At 40.5% G+C, this 15440-nt stretch carries 15 protein-coding genes and 2 pseudogenes; 6 read left to right on the forward strand and 11 right to left on the reverse strand.

Annotated features, from left to right (window positions below; translation table 11 throughout):
* Window positions 1-270: 270 nt before the first annotated feature.
* The 4 genes and pseudogenes from ACWXW9_RS28285 to ACWXW9_RS28300 all read right to left on the reverse strand — a co-directional run bounded on the left by ACWXW9_RS28285 (window position 271) and on the right by ACWXW9_RS28300 (window position 5620).
* Window positions 271-1086 (reverse strand): annotated as a pseudogene (locus ACWXW9_RS28285) (arylamine N-acetyltransferase family protein).
* A gap of 657 nt (window positions 1087-1743) precedes the next feature.
* On the reverse strand, window positions 1744-3609 hold the full coding sequence (locus ACWXW9_RS28290; RefSeq protein ID WP_494932089.1) for a beta-glucoside-specific PTS transporter subunit IIABC: 1866 nt from the start codon (window positions 3607-3609) through the stop codon (window positions 1744-1746).
* A gap of 103 nt (window positions 3610-3712) precedes the next feature.
* Complete coding sequence (locus ACWXW9_RS28295; RefSeq protein ID WP_494932090.1) at window positions 3713-5158, reverse strand: glycoside hydrolase family 1 protein; 1446 nt, start codon at window positions 5156-5158, stop codon at window positions 3713-3715.
* A gap of 21 nt (window positions 5159-5179) precedes the next feature.
* The gene (locus ACWXW9_RS28300; RefSeq protein ID WP_494932091.1) at window positions 5180-5620 is read right to left on the reverse strand and encodes a DMT family transporter; all 441 of its coding nucleotides are present in this window, start codon (window positions 5618-5620) and stop codon (window positions 5180-5182) included.
* A 368-nt stretch (window positions 5621-5988) separates the two neighbouring features.
* Between ACWXW9_RS28300 and ACWXW9_RS28305 the strand changes: the two genes are divergently transcribed.
* Window positions 5989-6882, forward strand: a complete 894-nt coding sequence (locus ACWXW9_RS28305) for a LysR family transcriptional regulator (protein WP_494932092.1) — start codon at window positions 5989-5991, stop codon at window positions 6880-6882.
* 153 nt (window positions 6883-7035) lie between these two features.
* The gene (locus ACWXW9_RS28310; protein WP_494932093.1) at window positions 7036-7179 is read left to right on the forward strand and encodes a hypothetical protein; all 144 of its coding nucleotides are present in this window, start codon (window positions 7036-7038) and stop codon (window positions 7177-7179) included.
* 312 nt (window positions 7180-7491) lie between these two features.
* Here ACWXW9_RS28310 and ACWXW9_RS28315 read toward each other — a convergent pair whose 3' ends face one another.
* The 5 genes and pseudogenes from ACWXW9_RS28315 to ACWXW9_RS28335 all read right to left on the reverse strand — a co-directional run bounded on the left by ACWXW9_RS28315 (window position 7492) and on the right by ACWXW9_RS28335 (window position 10094).
* Window positions 7492-8412 (reverse strand): rhamnogalacturonan lyase family protein, encoded by a 921-nt coding sequence (locus tag ACWXW9_RS28315; RefSeq protein ID WP_494932094.1) that lies wholly within the window; start codon window positions 8410-8412, stop codon window positions 7492-7494.
* 175 nt (window positions 8413-8587) lie between these two features.
* Window positions 8588-8689 (reverse strand): annotated as a pseudogene (locus ACWXW9_RS28320) (IS3 family transposase); the annotation flags it as partial.
* An 80-nt stretch (window positions 8690-8769) separates the two neighbouring features.
* The gene (locus ACWXW9_RS28325; RefSeq protein ID WP_494932095.1) at window positions 8770-9144 is read right to left on the reverse strand and encodes a VOC family protein; all 375 of its coding nucleotides are present in this window, start codon (window positions 9142-9144) and stop codon (window positions 8770-8772) included.
* Between the two features lie 66 nt (window positions 9145-9210).
* Window positions 9211-9723, reverse strand: coding sequence for an SRPBCC domain-containing protein (locus tag ACWXW9_RS28330; RefSeq protein WP_494932096.1), 513 nt, complete (start codon window positions 9721-9723; stop codon window positions 9211-9213).
* 26 nt (window positions 9724-9749) lie between these two features.
* Window positions 9750-10094 carry an ArsR/SmtB family transcription factor gene (locus ACWXW9_RS28335; RefSeq protein WP_494932097.1) on the reverse strand — a complete coding sequence of 115 codons (345 nt, stop codon included), beginning with the start codon at window positions 10092-10094 and terminating at the stop codon, window positions 9750-9752.
* A 686-nt stretch (window positions 10095-10780) separates the two neighbouring features.
* Between ACWXW9_RS28335 and ACWXW9_RS28340 the strand changes: the two genes are divergently transcribed.
* From ACWXW9_RS28340 to ACWXW9_RS28350, 3 genes are all read left to right on the forward strand, one after another.
* Entirely contained in the window at window positions 10781-11071 is a 291-nt protein-coding gene (locus tag ACWXW9_RS28340; protein WP_494932103.1) for an ArsR/SmtB family transcription factor, read from the forward strand.
* 179 nt (window positions 11072-11250) lie between these two features.
* The gene (locus tag ACWXW9_RS28345; protein WP_494932098.1) at window positions 11251-11661 is read left to right on the forward strand and encodes a DoxX family protein; all 411 of its coding nucleotides are present in this window, start codon (window positions 11251-11253) and stop codon (window positions 11659-11661) included.
* Between the two features lie 39 nt (window positions 11662-11700).
* Window positions 11701-12198 (forward strand): SRPBCC domain-containing protein, encoded by a 498-nt coding sequence (locus ACWXW9_RS28350; RefSeq protein ID WP_494932099.1) that lies wholly within the window; start codon window positions 11701-11703, stop codon window positions 12196-12198.
* 349 nt (window positions 12199-12547) lie between these two features.
* Here the strand turns inward: ACWXW9_RS28350 and ACWXW9_RS28355 are convergent, their stop codons facing one another.
* Both ACWXW9_RS28355 and ACWXW9_RS28360 read right to left on the reverse strand, forming a co-directional pair.
* Window positions 12548-13348: a helix-turn-helix domain-containing protein gene (locus ACWXW9_RS28355; protein WP_494932100.1), complete on the reverse strand. Its 801-nt coding sequence runs from the start codon at window positions 13346-13348 to the stop codon at window positions 12548-12550.
* Window positions 13349-13486: 138 nt separating this feature from the next.
* A complete protein-coding gene (locus ACWXW9_RS28360) occupies window positions 13487-13915 on the reverse strand; it encodes a MerR family transcriptional regulator (protein WP_494932101.1) in 429 nt (142 codons plus the stop codon).
* A gap of 169 nt (window positions 13916-14084) precedes the next feature.
* Between ACWXW9_RS28360 and ACWXW9_RS28365 the strand changes: the two genes are divergently transcribed.
* On the forward strand, window positions 14085-15206 hold the full coding sequence (locus ACWXW9_RS28365) for an NADH-dependent flavin oxidoreductase (protein ID WP_494932102.1): 1122 nt from the start codon (window positions 14085-14087) through the stop codon (window positions 15204-15206).
* Window positions 15207-15440: the final 234 nt, after the last annotated feature.

The raw sequence follows: 15440 nt of genomic DNA on the forward strand, positions 1-15440 counted from the left end.
ACCATTGAAACGCGGGTCTTTTTTGTTAAAGTTCATTGAGCTTATTCAAAGTAGTACCTTTTAAATAATCAAAACAATTCGGAGCATAAAATGGGGTTAATCCATCTTATACTCTTCCCTTAATATATAATGTGCGTAATCAACCTAAACTACAGTTTCTAAAAGCTTGCTATTGTATCTGCTACGCCGGCAAATCACATCACACCCAGTCATGGCATGCTAGTAGCATTATTACGTGCTATTTGTCATCTAATACAATCCGTGGATTTCTTAGAAGCAGGAGTTACACAAGCCAAAATGGTTTTTTGCAATACTACAAAACGTTTCTTTATCTATTATCTCTGTTTTTTTCATTTCTCCATTCACCCATTCAGTGAACGAAGTCTCTGTTAATGTTAAGTTTCCGTTATCAGTGAATTTAGTGACTATCGGTCTCTTATTAAAGTTCGATCCAAGATGTTCAACGGTGAGCTTTTGAACTTCATTTAACTCAGTTATGTCCTGAATGGCGTTTTTGGAATCAAAAGCATAACCAATCTTCCACTCAGTATCCTTGTACCTCATTTTCATACAAAAAATGAAATCCCCATACCCACTACTTATATTCATTACTTTAAATTCCCCATTTTCAGAAGTCACCTTATCTCCATTTAAAGGAACAATCTTTAATGGTGAATACCCTCCAAACCCAACATCGACGAGGTACAACTTATCGTTATGATTGATTATAATAGCAACATGTGTTTTTCCTATAGCACTCTAGCTTCGACTAGTATAGTCGTACCTCATACAGAGAATGAGCTTTGCATTATACCCATTTTCACTTAAAAAGAAATAAAATAATGAATTTAATTCATAGCAAAGTCCACCTTCATTGCGTTCGATTATTTTTTTTAATAGATTTTCAGGTGTTATTTTACTCGACGAATTGTTTATAATACTTAAATTCTCAAATGGAATTGTTTTTGCTGTTTTTTCAATAATACTATTTAAATCTTCAAGTTCCAATTCATTATCCCAACTTATTCCTAATCTATTACGCAATAATTTATTTAGGTTTAACATATTGATCCATTCCTCCATCATTAGTATCGAAACCAGTGCATTTCAAAGCAAGACACCTCTTCCGGGGGGGGAATTGTAGACATTGAATCTATCATTTGCTAGCAAAAAGATGTGTTGGTTATCATACGGAATTACAACTTCATTCGTGGTCGGTTAAAGAAAATACTATTAACGGATACGATACCAGCCAAACAAGTGTTGATTTAGTTCTCCCATATGTCTTGTGCATCAACAAGTAGAGGTGCGTTCGCGACCTGGTTTATCCACTCCGGTTAAAGGTGTAAACCAGGCTCTACCACAGCATTGAGGCATGTCTCCTACATTGTTGGCACGCTGTTCATTTACAGATGAAAAGTTCCAGTTTGATTGATTTCCCTGTTCCCACAAGGCCTGTTACAATTGTGGGTTTGCTTTTTGTTCTGGATCAACGTGTTTCAAGAGGCTTTGAATTACATTGTCCTGGAAGCAGACTCATTACCTCTCGAAGTCGATAAGGCTATTTCGAGACTTTATTGTCCAATACTTTGCTGAACTACCCAGGCATTCGTAATATCTCAATCCTTTTCTTCGTTAGCAACAGAACTATCTACTAGAAAAACAACCAACTATAGTAGCTATAGCTGGTTGTTATACGTTTTTTTCAATTTACTTCCAAGATCAAATCCATGCTGTCCTGTGTTAAACCAAATTTGAAGATGAAACCCCAGGTTCTGCAGGAATCACATGTAATAACTGTTTTGAATTTGGATCCTCCAGATTCACATGCACTTGATCATAATTAGATGAATTCGTAACAATAACCATTACCGTAGGATCATAACCTGCAGCCTTGATTTGCTCCAAGTCAAACTCAACTAATTTGTCTCCAATCGTAATTCTGTCATTTTCCTTAACCAATGGTTTAAAGTGTTGTCCCTTTAATTTAACGGTATTAATACCGATATGGATCAAAAGTTCTACACCGGAATCAGATACAATGCCAATCGCATGCCCCGTTTTGTACACGCTGCTTACCGTTCCGTTTACCGGAGCTGTAACAATTCCGCTTATTGGAACAATCCCTGCTCCTTTACCCATCGCTTCAGACGCAAACACTTCATCGCTCACACTGCTTAAAGGAACAATTTGGCCATCCACAGGTACCACAACGTCGTTTGGATTTGCTTGAACGCTTATGGAATTCGTCCCAGTCTTATTAGATACACCGAAGAAATAGGTTAAAATGACGGCTCCAAAGAATGCAATAATCAATCCGATGACTTCTCCAATGAAACCTTGGCCTAAATACGTTGGAATAGCCAACAAGCTAGGAAATGTAAATGTGGATGCGTGTACTTCAAATGATCCAATGACAGCGCCTCCAATACCGGCGGCAATCATTGCACAGTAGAATGGACGCTTTAATTTAAGTGTTACGCCGTAAATTGCCGGTTCAGTGATTCCAAATATGGCTGTGATCGCTGCGGAACCCGATAGGCCTTTGATTTTGGCGTCCTTGCTTTTCAAAAATACGCCGAGAGCAGCACCTGCTTGAGAAAGTACAGCTGCACATACAATTGGCAACCATTGGTCGTATCCTTGATTAGCGACATTGTTTATCATCAGCGTAATCAGCGCCCAATGGACTCCAAAAATGACGATCGACTGATGGAACGCTCCTAAAACCAACCCAGCAAGTAATGGGGAGAACCCGTAGATTGCCAACAATACCATGGCGAACAGGTCACTGATCTTTGTGCCTATAGGGCCGATAGCAGCCAAAGTTAGAGGCAACATGATCACTAGCGAAAACAGAGGGGTTAACATATTACGAATCGATTCCGGAAAGAATTTGTTCAACAAAGGTTCCAAGTAAGAGAGGCCCCAGATCGACAACAGAATCGGAAACACAGACGACGTATACGTAATTGGTATGATCGGTATGCCAAAGAAATCAATCGTTTGTGAATTGGATACGATCTCTACTAAAGACGGATGAATGAGTGCACCAGCTAACGAAACGGCTACGAATTGATTGACTTTCAGCTTCTTGGCCGCAGTAAATGCCAAGAAAATCGGCAAGAAGTAGAAAATTGCATCACTTGCTGCATTCCATACTTTATACGCACCACTGTCGATCGATATCCAGTTCATTGTTGTAAATAAAGCCAGAATACCTTTTAAAATTCCTGCTCCAGCCAAAGCTCCCAGGAAAGGAGTGAATACGGCCGAAACAAAATCCATTAATTGACTGACAGGATTGAATTTCCCAGTTCTTTTTTCTGAAGCGCTTTCAGCGTTGGCAGACACATGTACTGCCATTCCAGGTAATGAAGTTAGTTCATCGTAGACTTGAGATACAGAATTACCGACAACTACCTGATACTGTCCAGCACTATTGACAACAGTAATGACTCCATCTGTGTTTTCAATCTTTTTGGTGTTGGCAGCACTGGCATCATTTAATTTGAAACGCAGTCTTGTGGCACAATGCCAAACCGCATTGACGTTCTCTTTACCTCCTACACCATCCAGAATATCCTTTGCCAATTTTTGATAACTCATTGTTATCCCCCCCATTTTAAGTGCCCGGATCATTCCTCCAGATACCGTTAACTGGTACGATAAATGATCCAGGGATGCCTTATTCAACTAGTCAGTTCTCATCTTAATCGCTGGTGATTACATGAAGATTCTCGCCGTTTGTATCAATGACTTGCTTATACCAGTAAAAGCTATCTTTATAATGGAATTGCCCAGTTCCTTTACCTTCATCATCATAGTCCACATAAATAAAGCCATATCTTTTGCTCATTTCTGCAGTACCTGCACTGATGATGTCAAAAGGGGCCCAACTGCAGTAGGCAAAAACATCTGCCCCTTCACGTATTGCCTCTTTCAGCGCAGCAATATGTTCCTGGTGGTATTCGATACGATAATCGTCATGAACTTTGTTGTCCTCTGTTAAAACATCTTTAAAACCAAGACCATTCTCAGCCACCATCATGGGAACATGATACCTGTCCCAATACTTGGACATGCAGAGATATAATCCTGAAGCATTAATGGACCAGCCCCAGCGATTCGCTTTCAAATGGGGATTTTTGACGGTAGAATTAGGGTCCATCGTATTCTCGCTAGCTTTAACGGTATTGGACCAGTAATATGAGACTGCAAGGAAGTCGGCTGTATTGTTCCGAAGCAGTTCTTTCTCCGATTCAGTAATTTCCAACCGGATGCCATGGTCTTCGAAATACGTCAATGCATATTCTGGATACTCTCCTCGAATCAGAACATCGCTGTAGAAATATTGCATTCGATTCCGTCTGAAATTCAGTTCGGCATCTGCAGGTTCACATGAATAAGGGGCGGTTAATGTATCAGCCAACATCATTCCCATTTGAAGGGATGGGTTTAGCTTGTGGCCAAACTCAGTAATCTTTGCAGAAGCAACGAATTGGTGATGAACCGCTTGAAACTGAGACTGCTCGTAATGATCAACTTTATCTTTCAGTATGCCAAGGGAGGCAAATGCTTCTTTGTGGACAAGGTTAATTTGATTGATAATGATCCAATATTTAACGGTTTCGTGATATCTTTGCAGGACAGTTTGCCCATACTTCACGAAGAAATCAATCAGTTTCGGGTTCGTCCAACCGCCATATTGCTCAACCAAATTTAATGGCATTTCATAATGGAAAATCGTGACGATCGGCTCAATATTTTTTTCTTTCATGTACTCAAATAATCGATCATAGAAGGCCAAACCCTGCTCGTTTGGACCGATATCATCCCCATTCGGAAAAATCCTGCTCCAAGAAATAGACAATCGCAATGTTTTTACATGCATGTCCGCTAATACATCAATATACTCACGGTATCTTTCGTAGAAATGTACTCCTTGGCGCTTAGGGAAATAGTATGTCCCATGTTTGTATTTTTCATATGTTTCTGAATCCATGTTATTAAAATGTAGATCAGTAGGATCAGCCCCTGGAATAAACGGCTGAATATCAGCGGTACTTAACCCTCTTCCATCCCTGTGATGTGCACCTTCTGCTTGGTTAGCAGCAATAGCTCCTCCCCACAGAAAGTCTTTTCTTATTTTACTCATGTACGTTTCCCCCAAGTGCATTTAAAATTTTTGTACAATAAAGACTCCTGCTATAACCAAAAAAGCTCCCAATAATCGAGGTATATTCAAAGTGTGCATATTAGCACCAATTAATCCAAAATGATCAATGATCACTGACACGATTATTTGTCCAGCTAAAACGTATCCAACCGTAGCTGCTACTCCTATTCTGGGCATAAGAATGGTTGTCGCCAATACATAGAAAGCACCCAGTAGTCCTCCTGTCCACATCCACCAGGGAGCTTCAAACCATTCTTTTTTGAACAATGGTCCTTTTACAAAAAAAGATATGATTATTAATGAGATGGCACCTACTGTAAAAGAAATGGCCGAAGCAACAATAGGTGACCCCACCACCGTCCTTAGCTGCGCATTAACACTAAATTGTGTAGGTAAGGCCATTCCTGCCAATAATGCGAAAATTATGAATACGATAGCCATGCATGTTCCCCTTTCTCTTACTTTGATCGATTAGCCAATTGGAAATTGAACGAAGTGCTTCATTAAATCGTTTATCCGATTTTAGAACCACGAGAAAATACCAAAAGAACGGTTTCAAGTGTGTCCATTGCAAAAGTAATCCCACCTCCTATTTAGAGAGCAATGGAATAGAAATCAGAAACATTCAGTATTATCCCCTTCTGAAGATTGAATATTCTCTATAGATGAGTCAATAATATATCTTAAATATGGGAACTAGATTAATCACTTTCTCAATTTATCGATTAATCATTGACAACCCGAGTATAATTCACGCAGTATAATAAGTAAAATTAATAATAAGTATAGGAGGTATACTAATTACTTATATGGATATTAATTATGAACTCTATAAGATCTTCTATATCACAGTAAAAGCTGGAAGTATGTCTAATGCGGCAAAGGAACTCTTTACATCACAATCGGCAGTTAGTCAATCCATAAAATTACTTGAAAATAAGCTAGGTGGACAGTTGTTCCATAGAAGAGCACAAGGAGTGTCCCTTACTGCGGAAGGAGAGGTATTATTTCAATATGTAGAACAAAGCCATGAGTTATTACAGGCGGCTGAAAGAAAATTTTCGGAATTAAGGAATTTAGATGCTGGCCAACTAAAAATAGCCGTAAGTACAACAGCTTGTAGTAACTTCTTGATGCAATACCTAGAAACATTCTCCTTGGCTTACCCCAATATCGAGATTTATATCAAAGATCAATCTACTCATTCTACAATTAAGCAGCTAGAGTCAGGCGAAGTTGACATAGGAATCATCAATCTGAACGGAAGCAGAGATTCTCTGACGGTGATTGGAAAAATAGAAATACAAGATTGTTTTGTAGTAGGTGAGAGATTTAAAGAAATATGTGATAAACCAATATTCTTAAAAGAACTAGTAGTAAATTACCCGATCATTCTGATGCAGAAAGGACTTAATACAAGAAAATATATTGACAACTTTTTCACTTCATATGGCTTAAAAGTAATACCTAAAGTAGAGCTGAGTACCATGGAACTGTTAATTGAGTTTGCTAAAAAAGGTTTGGGCATATCATGTGTAATCGAGGATTTTGTTCGCAGCGATTTGGATCAACAACAGCTATTCATAGTACCAATCCAAGAAACCATACCTAAAAGGTTTCTAAGTATTGCTATCAAAAAAGATTTGCCCCTTTCTTCAGCAGCTCAGAAGTTTATTGAGCTTTTTCAAAGCTGCACAGTATAAATTTAATTATATAAAGGGCTTCTTTTTGAAGAATACGCTCCTAGAATCTTAACTACAGTAACTAGAAAGCGATCTAATAGAGCATAAGTATTATGTCTTTCTAATAGCCTGGCCTTCCGGAGAAGGTTGCATTCAATTATGCTATCGTGCTGATTGCTTATTACAGGAAAGGTTGTATTAAAAGATTCGGGCATCGCGCAGGGAGGGATTGTGGATACTGCCTCTGGGTCCTGGTATGGCATGCTGTTCAGCGACAGTGATGCAGTATATGGAAACAGACGGAATGAAGGACGGTGACTATGCTGGGTCTGGCGGCATTTCAAGAGAAATATGAATTTGTGGGCGTGAAGAAGAAAGCCTCCAAATCGATTGTATGGTGAATGCAAGCTCTGGAGCGATGACTGAAGTGGCTAACGTTCCTGTCCCCCAGAATCGGGCATAATCCCCCTCTTATAGGATATCAAACATTCCTCTCTACCAGCTTCAAACAAACCATAACAGAAATCTCAAATTGGTTTCCTTGCATAGATAATATAAATAAACCACTAGCCGTTTTTGGCGGCAAGTGGTTCAGAAATATCTTTATGATTTCTTTGGATCGACTTTTTGCTACGGTGTAAGCTTAATATCGGGTTGCGGAGGATTAGACATTCCATCTCCCAGATAATAATCTGTCAAATGAGATTGTACGTAGCCTTTAATCGTCATGCTGTTTCGATAGGCCGGGTTTTGAGCTAGCGTATAGAGTCTTGTGCTTGTAGGGATATTCGTTGTGAAGATAATGAGCTTCGAATAGCCATCATTATTGGTCATGATGATTTCTTCACGCCAGTCCCCTAAAATGTCACCGTAGAACAAGGGAGCTTTTCTATAATTTAATGTCGCATTATGATGCTTATAAGTAGACAGTAAACGAGAAACACTTTTTGTATTATAGTTCCACTTTTCAAGTTTTGATTCATGTAAGCTTTCACTTAAGAGGTCCTTGTCCCACCATATTCGTAAAGCAGGCCAAGGTGCAGAATCGGCAGTTGTAATCTGTGTGTTGGTTGAACCGTTGTATATTCCCGAGAATGACCAAGTCTCAAATCCCGGATAACGAGGGTCAATATCTCCAACATCACCACGCCCAACATCCGATGCGGGTGGAGTGGTGGTATGCTGCCAAATCATTTTACCCGTAGACGCATCGTAATAATACTCGAGTAAACCGTTTCTGTTATCCTGTTGAATCCCATAACCATAATATCGGGAGGAATTAGGATCAAACTTGCCGATGTAGAACCGATCGCCATGGCGTACATTTTGATCATACAAAGAGTAACGTAATGTACCGTCGCCATTAAGGACAAAGCCGACTTCAGCAATTTCATCTTTTCCATCATTATCCAAATCTATGATACGCATTTGATGGCCATCCGAGGCATCTGAATTGCGCTTCCATTTCCAGTCCATGACAAGATTATTGTTCGTGTAACGATAAGCTGCAATCATTAAATTAAAGGTTCTATCTTCATTACGATTTTTCATAAATGTTGGGTGAAAATAAAGTATTAGACCGGAGTAGTTGATTTAACGCGGTTCTTGTATTAAAGAATCGTCAGCCACTGAAAAATTAGTTTTAGACTGATCCATAAAATGAAGCAGCGGCAGCCCAAGACTGAACTGAACCCCGTCAAGTAGACAGTACAAATAATAAAATTAATTAGGCGGTCTTGGTCCTGTATTCCATTGGACTGAGGCCGTTTAGTTTTGCTTGTAACCGTTCGTTGTTGTAAAAATGGATGTAGGCCTCGATGTCCCTCTTAAGCTCCTCAAAAGCTGGACCGCATTAAAAAAAGCAGCTGATCATTTTGATTAGCTGCTGTCGTAACTTGTTAAACTATCTTATTTCTTTTCCGATACAGCAAAGTAATTTTCTTCATTATCTGCGAAGTTAAAGACTCTGCCGGAGGGAAGCTCCACAATTTCCCCAACCTTAATGTTTCTGTTCTTCAGATCGCTATACAACACATCGAAATTCTCCGTGTAAAACATGATAGATGGTGTTCCGAGATTCATTTCAGGGTTCATTTTGGCAACGAACTCCTTACTATGAAGAACAATACTAGTTGCTGCACCCTTAGGAGCGACTTCGATCCATTTCATCGGACCATTGGTTTCTTCTGCAATGACCTCGAATCCTAATTTTTCTGTCCAAAAATCTCTGGATTCGTCTTGGTTATTCACATACAACATAACTTGGCCAATTTTGTAAATCATAATTGAACACTCCTCATATGGAATAATTTACAGGTCAAGCTCGAAGGTTTTCTTTCTAACTAAACTTTACTTAAGTGACTCCAGCAACTCGCCCAAGCGATTCCAGGTTTCGGTGATTCCTTGTAGCATGCCCATGTCCATGACGGTTTTAAGGGCCTCTACCGTCGCATATTCAGAACGGTTTACCAATTTGGTCTTGCCGCCTAGATCGATAAATTCCATCGTGATTAGGGGCGCTGGCATGGACTCGTTTATATTGCCTTCGGCATCTGAGAAATAATCGGTGTAGATGATCTTCTCCGGCTCGACAATTTCTTTATAAACGCCTTTCCCCCATGATTCCATGCCGTAAAACTGACTTTGATTCTGATCAACGCACTTCATACAGTAGTGCCACACGCCGCCTGGACGGAAATCGATGTTACAGACCGGGATTTCCCAGCCTTTCGGTCCCCACCAACGCTTGAGATGCTCAGGCTCCTTAAACATCCGGAATACGAGATCGTGTGGCGCATCGAATACGCGCTCCAGCACCAGGACGCGATCGTTCTCTACGCTCGAAATTACGTTATTTGACATTGTTATGATCCTCCAATGAAATGATATTATGGTTTTTCCTTGTTCTGCAGTTCACGCAAGTAATTGTCCAAGTTATCAAACCTATCTTCCATAAGATGCCGGAAGGACTGCACCCAAGAATCCAACTCTTGGAAGGGTTCAGACCGGAGCGTGTAGATACGACGGTTCGCATCGACTCGCACTTCCACAATCCCGCTGTCGCTTAGCACTTTCAGGTGCTTTGACGCTTGTGGTTGTCGAAGCCCCAGCCGATCGGCGATTTCTCCCACGGCCAGAGGACCATCGCGCAACAGTTGAACGATATTCATACGATTCGATTCAGCTAAAGCACTCAGAGTTGTTATGTCCATTCCCGGTCCTTTGCCGGACATGATGCTCACCTCTATATTTAATAGTTTCTTCTCTAATCATCTCCTTGATTCAGAGTAACTTTCTCCTGCTGAATTAAATATACCTGTTCAGGAATATTCTTGTCAATGCATATTTAAAATGAACTCCTATTTAAATTTATACAGTAAGGTTGCAGACGGTTTGGTGATTCAATCCCTAGCATTTTGCCTAGGGGCGGTTATACAAATTTTTTCCTTAGGTAAAACCATTGAGGCTAACAGGCCGGTTTCCTTGAACAATTAAGGGAAAGGAACGATGCGGTCTTTGCTCCCTTTTCCTTTATAATCCGAATTTGCAGTATTGAAAGTGAACATTAAAACTTAATATCGATAAATTCGCTTGTCCAAACGCCAAAATAAAGGAACGTCCTGACAATCATCACGTATAGAACGTTTTTCGCCTGCCCAACCACGTCGTAGTTATCGTTTTTAAACTCCTTTTCTGTAAGTACATTGCGAAGCTTCTTTGCTACTATTGTACCTCAACCTTTGTTTCTGCTCTAAGATGTTGGAACAAACTTTGAGATAAGCAAAATCTGACCGTTTACCACGGAGAATCTTTGGTCAGTTCCTCCCTTTACGTTTCGATAGTGTGGGCAACGAAGGAAACAAAAATACATTTTAAATATTCCTTGACAGGTATATTCCTTATTAAGTATATTCAATACATGAATTCGACATGGAGTGCTCTGGCTGAGCCAAATCGCCTGGGTATAGTTGAACTGCTGCGTCAAGGCTCCCTTTCCGTAGGGGAAGTAGCCGATCGTCTTGGCTTCAGTCAGCCGCAGACATCGAAACATCTTCGTTTGTTATGCGAAGCTAGCCTTGTTGAAATGCAAGCGGTCGCCAATCGTCGAATCTATAAGCTTTGTCCCCAGCCTTTTATGGAGATCGATATCTGGGTAGAGTCCTATCGCCACCTCTGGGAGGAGAGATTCGACCAATTGGAAGCTTATTGAAGAATTGAAAAGAAAGGGAGTGAACGATGACGATAGGCAGAAATTATGCAAGAAATGTTTAGTCCTAGTGGAGGGAGGAAAAAAGTTTGGTTGATTAGTACGACGCGATTGTGAGGCCAAATTGACGCTTGACCTTTATAAGAACAATTTATGGGGTAATCTAAGGAGGCTGAAATCCAATGAAAAAAATTACGATACCTTACTGGATTTTTACCGGGCTAGTGGTGGTATTCATGGGGATGGGCGCGATTACCGATACCGCATCTGTACCTGAGGCGGTTGAACTCTTCAAGCATTTGGGTTATCCCGATTATCTTCTTCCCTTTCTCGGAATTGCGAAAATATTAGGGATCATAGCGATTCTTATCCCAGGCTTCCCACGAATCAAGGAATGGGCGTATGCTGGATTGATCTTCGATTTGACGGGCGCTATGTATTCAAACATCGCTGAGGACGGCATTTCGGCCGGATTGAGTTTCCTTATCGGCTATATTATCATCGCAGGCTCCTACGTTTATTATCATAAAAGACAGAAATCTGGCTTGTTGAATCAAACAAATCAAGCGAAGCAAGTAGAACGCGCACTTTGAGCTTCTTAAATACTAGTGAATTTTCCTGGAGGAATGAACATGTCCAAATCCAACGAATTAGTAATCACACGTACTTTTAATGCACCGAGAGAGCTTGTATTCCAAGCGTTTACGCAAGGGGAGCACCTTAAACATTGGTGGGGCCCGAAGGACTGGACACTAAATGTTTTAAAGTCCGATGTCCGTCCGGGCGGTATTTTTCATTACAATCAAACATCAGCCGAAGGGCATGTCATGTGGGGAAAGTTCGTTTACCGCGAAATTATAGCGCCTGAAAAAGTAGTGTACACCAATTCCTTCTCTGACGAAGAAGGCAATACGATCCGACCACCATTCAGTCAGACATGGCCTCTAGAAATATTGAACACTCTGACGTTTACAGAGCAGAATGGCAAGACAACACTAACCATGCACGGTACGCCTCTTTCTGCAACAGAGGAGGAGCTACAAGCGTTCGAGTCTATGCATAATGACATGCTGAATGGTTTCGTCGGAACCTTCGATCAATTGGCAGAATACCTGGCATCGAAAGTGTAAATCAATATTCGGCGGAATGGAACCGCCAGTGTTTGAACATAGATTTTACGAAAACCGGATTCCCCTGCATGGATCCGGTTTTCTCATCTACTTAGCTGGGGTGTCAGCTTCGCTGGTAATACTCCTTCGTGAGACATTACCATTAAACTATTTTGTTCGTTAGTTCAATGCCCTCGACAGTCTAATACTTTATTTTCTTCTGACATATGGTTTATCGTTTTTCTCGTTTGGCTTCGCAGATGTAGCGTTAATTGACGATATCCAAAGATACGCTCAACTTTCTCGTAAATGGACATCATGACATGTGTCAGTTCTGCATTCTCCTGTTCACGAGAACTGGGTTTGCGATTCAGCCACTTGTAATAGCTAGAGCGTAGAATACCTGCAATTTCACATAGAAGTTGAACGCTGAACGACGCTTCTTCCCGAAGCGCTTGAATGGCAAGATAGACGTTCTCTTGACGGTATTGACTTCATTTCGCCTCCTTTGGAATTCCCGCAACTTTTTTAGAAACGCATTCTCCGCCCGAAGCCGTTCGATTTCATATTCCATCTTCTTCATCTCGAGTTTTTGGCGATCGGCCTCCGTTAACTCTTCAGGCTCTTTCTTTCTTCCCCGACCATCCATTAACGCATCCTGACCACCATCTTCGAACTTCTTTACCCATTGGTACACTTGCTGGTAGGAGACCTGAAACTGCCCCGCTGTCTTATGGTAATCATGCTGATGTGTCAGGCAATATTGAACAATATCGATCCGTTCCTTCCACGTTGTAGAGCGACCCTTTGTCATAGCTTTTGCTTCTCCTCTATAGGCTTTTAAGCTGCTATGACCATTATACTTCTTTATCCAGTTGAAGAGTTGCCTTGTACTTGCAATCTTGTATTTATCGATAATCTGGTATTGGGACAACCCGCCCTCCAGGTAATCTTTCACTGCATCAAGCTTGAGCTCAGCAGTATAACTTCGGTTACGTGTACGGCTTTCCAGTCCTTCATAACCGTAGAGCTTGTACCGACGCTGCCATTTCATCAGAGTCGTTTTATTAATCCCATATTTCTCCGCTGCAGCCAGAAACCCAATCTCTCCATTTGATACTTCTTCGAGAATCGTGAGTTTCTCCAAAGCATTATATTTTCCTCTAGCCATGAAAAAGCTCCCCTCACAGTAGCAGGTTTTATTATTTCACCTGTCTACCGTAAGGGGAGCATATCAGACTTAATAAACAAAGTCTTAGACTGCCGCTGTTGTTAAACTAACGTTTCCCGTTAGCGCAAGTACATTACATTAATTCACCGTCTTAATCTCCAGGCCGTGACCGTGACATTTAAAGTTATAGTTGGGGTTTTTCATAACCTCTTCTTTTTGAAGTTCATACATGGCTAGTTTATAGTTTATTTCTTCCAAGTGTTTTTGACTTTCGTCAATTTTCTTCTGAACTTCCAATTTATGCTGCATCAACATTTCTTCTCTTTGCAAATAGGTGCTATTTCCCAATTCATAAAGTTCCTTGTAATCCTTGATTTTTGAAAGAGGCATTCCTGTCTCTTTGAGACAACGAATAAAAGAAATCCAATCTATTTGTTGTTGGTTATAAACTCTACGACCTTTTTCGTCACGAGATATATTTGGTAATATCCCCTGCTCTTCATAAAACCTAAGTGTCTTTGCAGATACATTTAAATTCTCCACTACATATGTCATTGAATACAACATCTATTTGTCCCACCTTTAGTTACAGTTACTGTAACTAAATATATATCATGAAAAGATGGAAAACACAACAATTCTACATGTAATCATATAAAAATAAATCCTTGACCTACTGTAACGGTAACCAATTACACTGAAACAGAAAATAAAATATGATAGCGAGGTTAAGGAAATGAATCAAAAATACAGTAGGTTATTTGAATCCTTCACATTCAGAAGTGGAATAACAATGAAGAATAGTATCGTTATGGCACCTATGACCACCTGGTCAAGCAATGACGATCTTACCATTTCGGATGACGAAGTAAAGTATTACAAACAAAGAGTGAATGGAGTAGGACTCGTCATTACAGGGTGTACTCATGTTACACCTAATGGGCAGGGTTTTACGAATGAATTCGCTGGGTACAATGATGAATTTACTCCAAGTTTACGAAAATTAGCTGAAGCAGCGAAAAGTGGAGGTTCTCCAGCGATCCTACAGATTTTTCATGCTGGCAATAAAGCTTTGCCCGATTTGGATGCAGTTAGTGCGAGTGCATTGCAACCCGAAATTACTAATTTAGGTTCAACTCCAGAAACAAGAGAACTATCACATGAGGAGATTTTGTCGATTGTACGTGCTTTTGGAGATACAACAAGACGAGCGATTGAAGCCGGATTTGATGGCGTCGAAATTCATGGGGCACATGGATTTTTAATTCAAAACTTCTGGTCGCCAGCAACGAATCAACGGACGGACCAATGGGGAGGATCACTTGAAAATCGCTTGCGTTTTCCATTGGCGATTATTAACGAAATCAAAAATGTCATTGAAAAACATGCTGCAAAACCATTTATAATTGGTTTCCGGCTTTCCCCTGAAGAATCCCACAAAGTGGACGGATTACGTATGAAAGACACGTATGAATTAATTGATTTCCTTGTTGAACAGGATTTAGATTATATTCATGCTTCATTAGATAATGTGTCTTCAAAGCCAGTAGATAGTCAAGATGAAAAAACACGGCTTGAATTAATTCTTGAAAGAGCAAACGGTAAGATACCTGTGATGGCTGCTGGTTCCATACTAACACCGGATGATGCTCTTCAAGCTGCGGAATTAGGATTGCCGCTAGTCGCCATTGGGCATGCGTTAATTATGGATCCTAACTGGGTTGAAAAGGTCGCAAATGGACGTGAAGCCGAGGTAGATTCTGAGTTGAACGTTTCGAAACTCAACCAGCTTAATATTCCAGAAAAACTTTGGAATGTAATTCAAGCAATGCCCGGTTGGTTTAATATTGGGAAATAAAAAGTAGTCCTAAAGGCTACTCAGATTGACGAGAAACCCACGTCTTTTATGAGACTTCGGGTTTCTTTTGCTAATTCTAAGGTGCTCCGTCCATCCCGTAGTTCGGTAGGGCAATTCTTACTGTTGCGGACACACATACTGCGAATGTTTCGATCTTGAAGGCCTTTGCAAATCGGGGTCGTTAAATAACCTGAATCTAAGGCTACTGCTCCAGAATATTGTTGCGTTAAACTG

Source organism: Paenibacillus sp. LT-B23 (genome assembly GCF_059417685.1).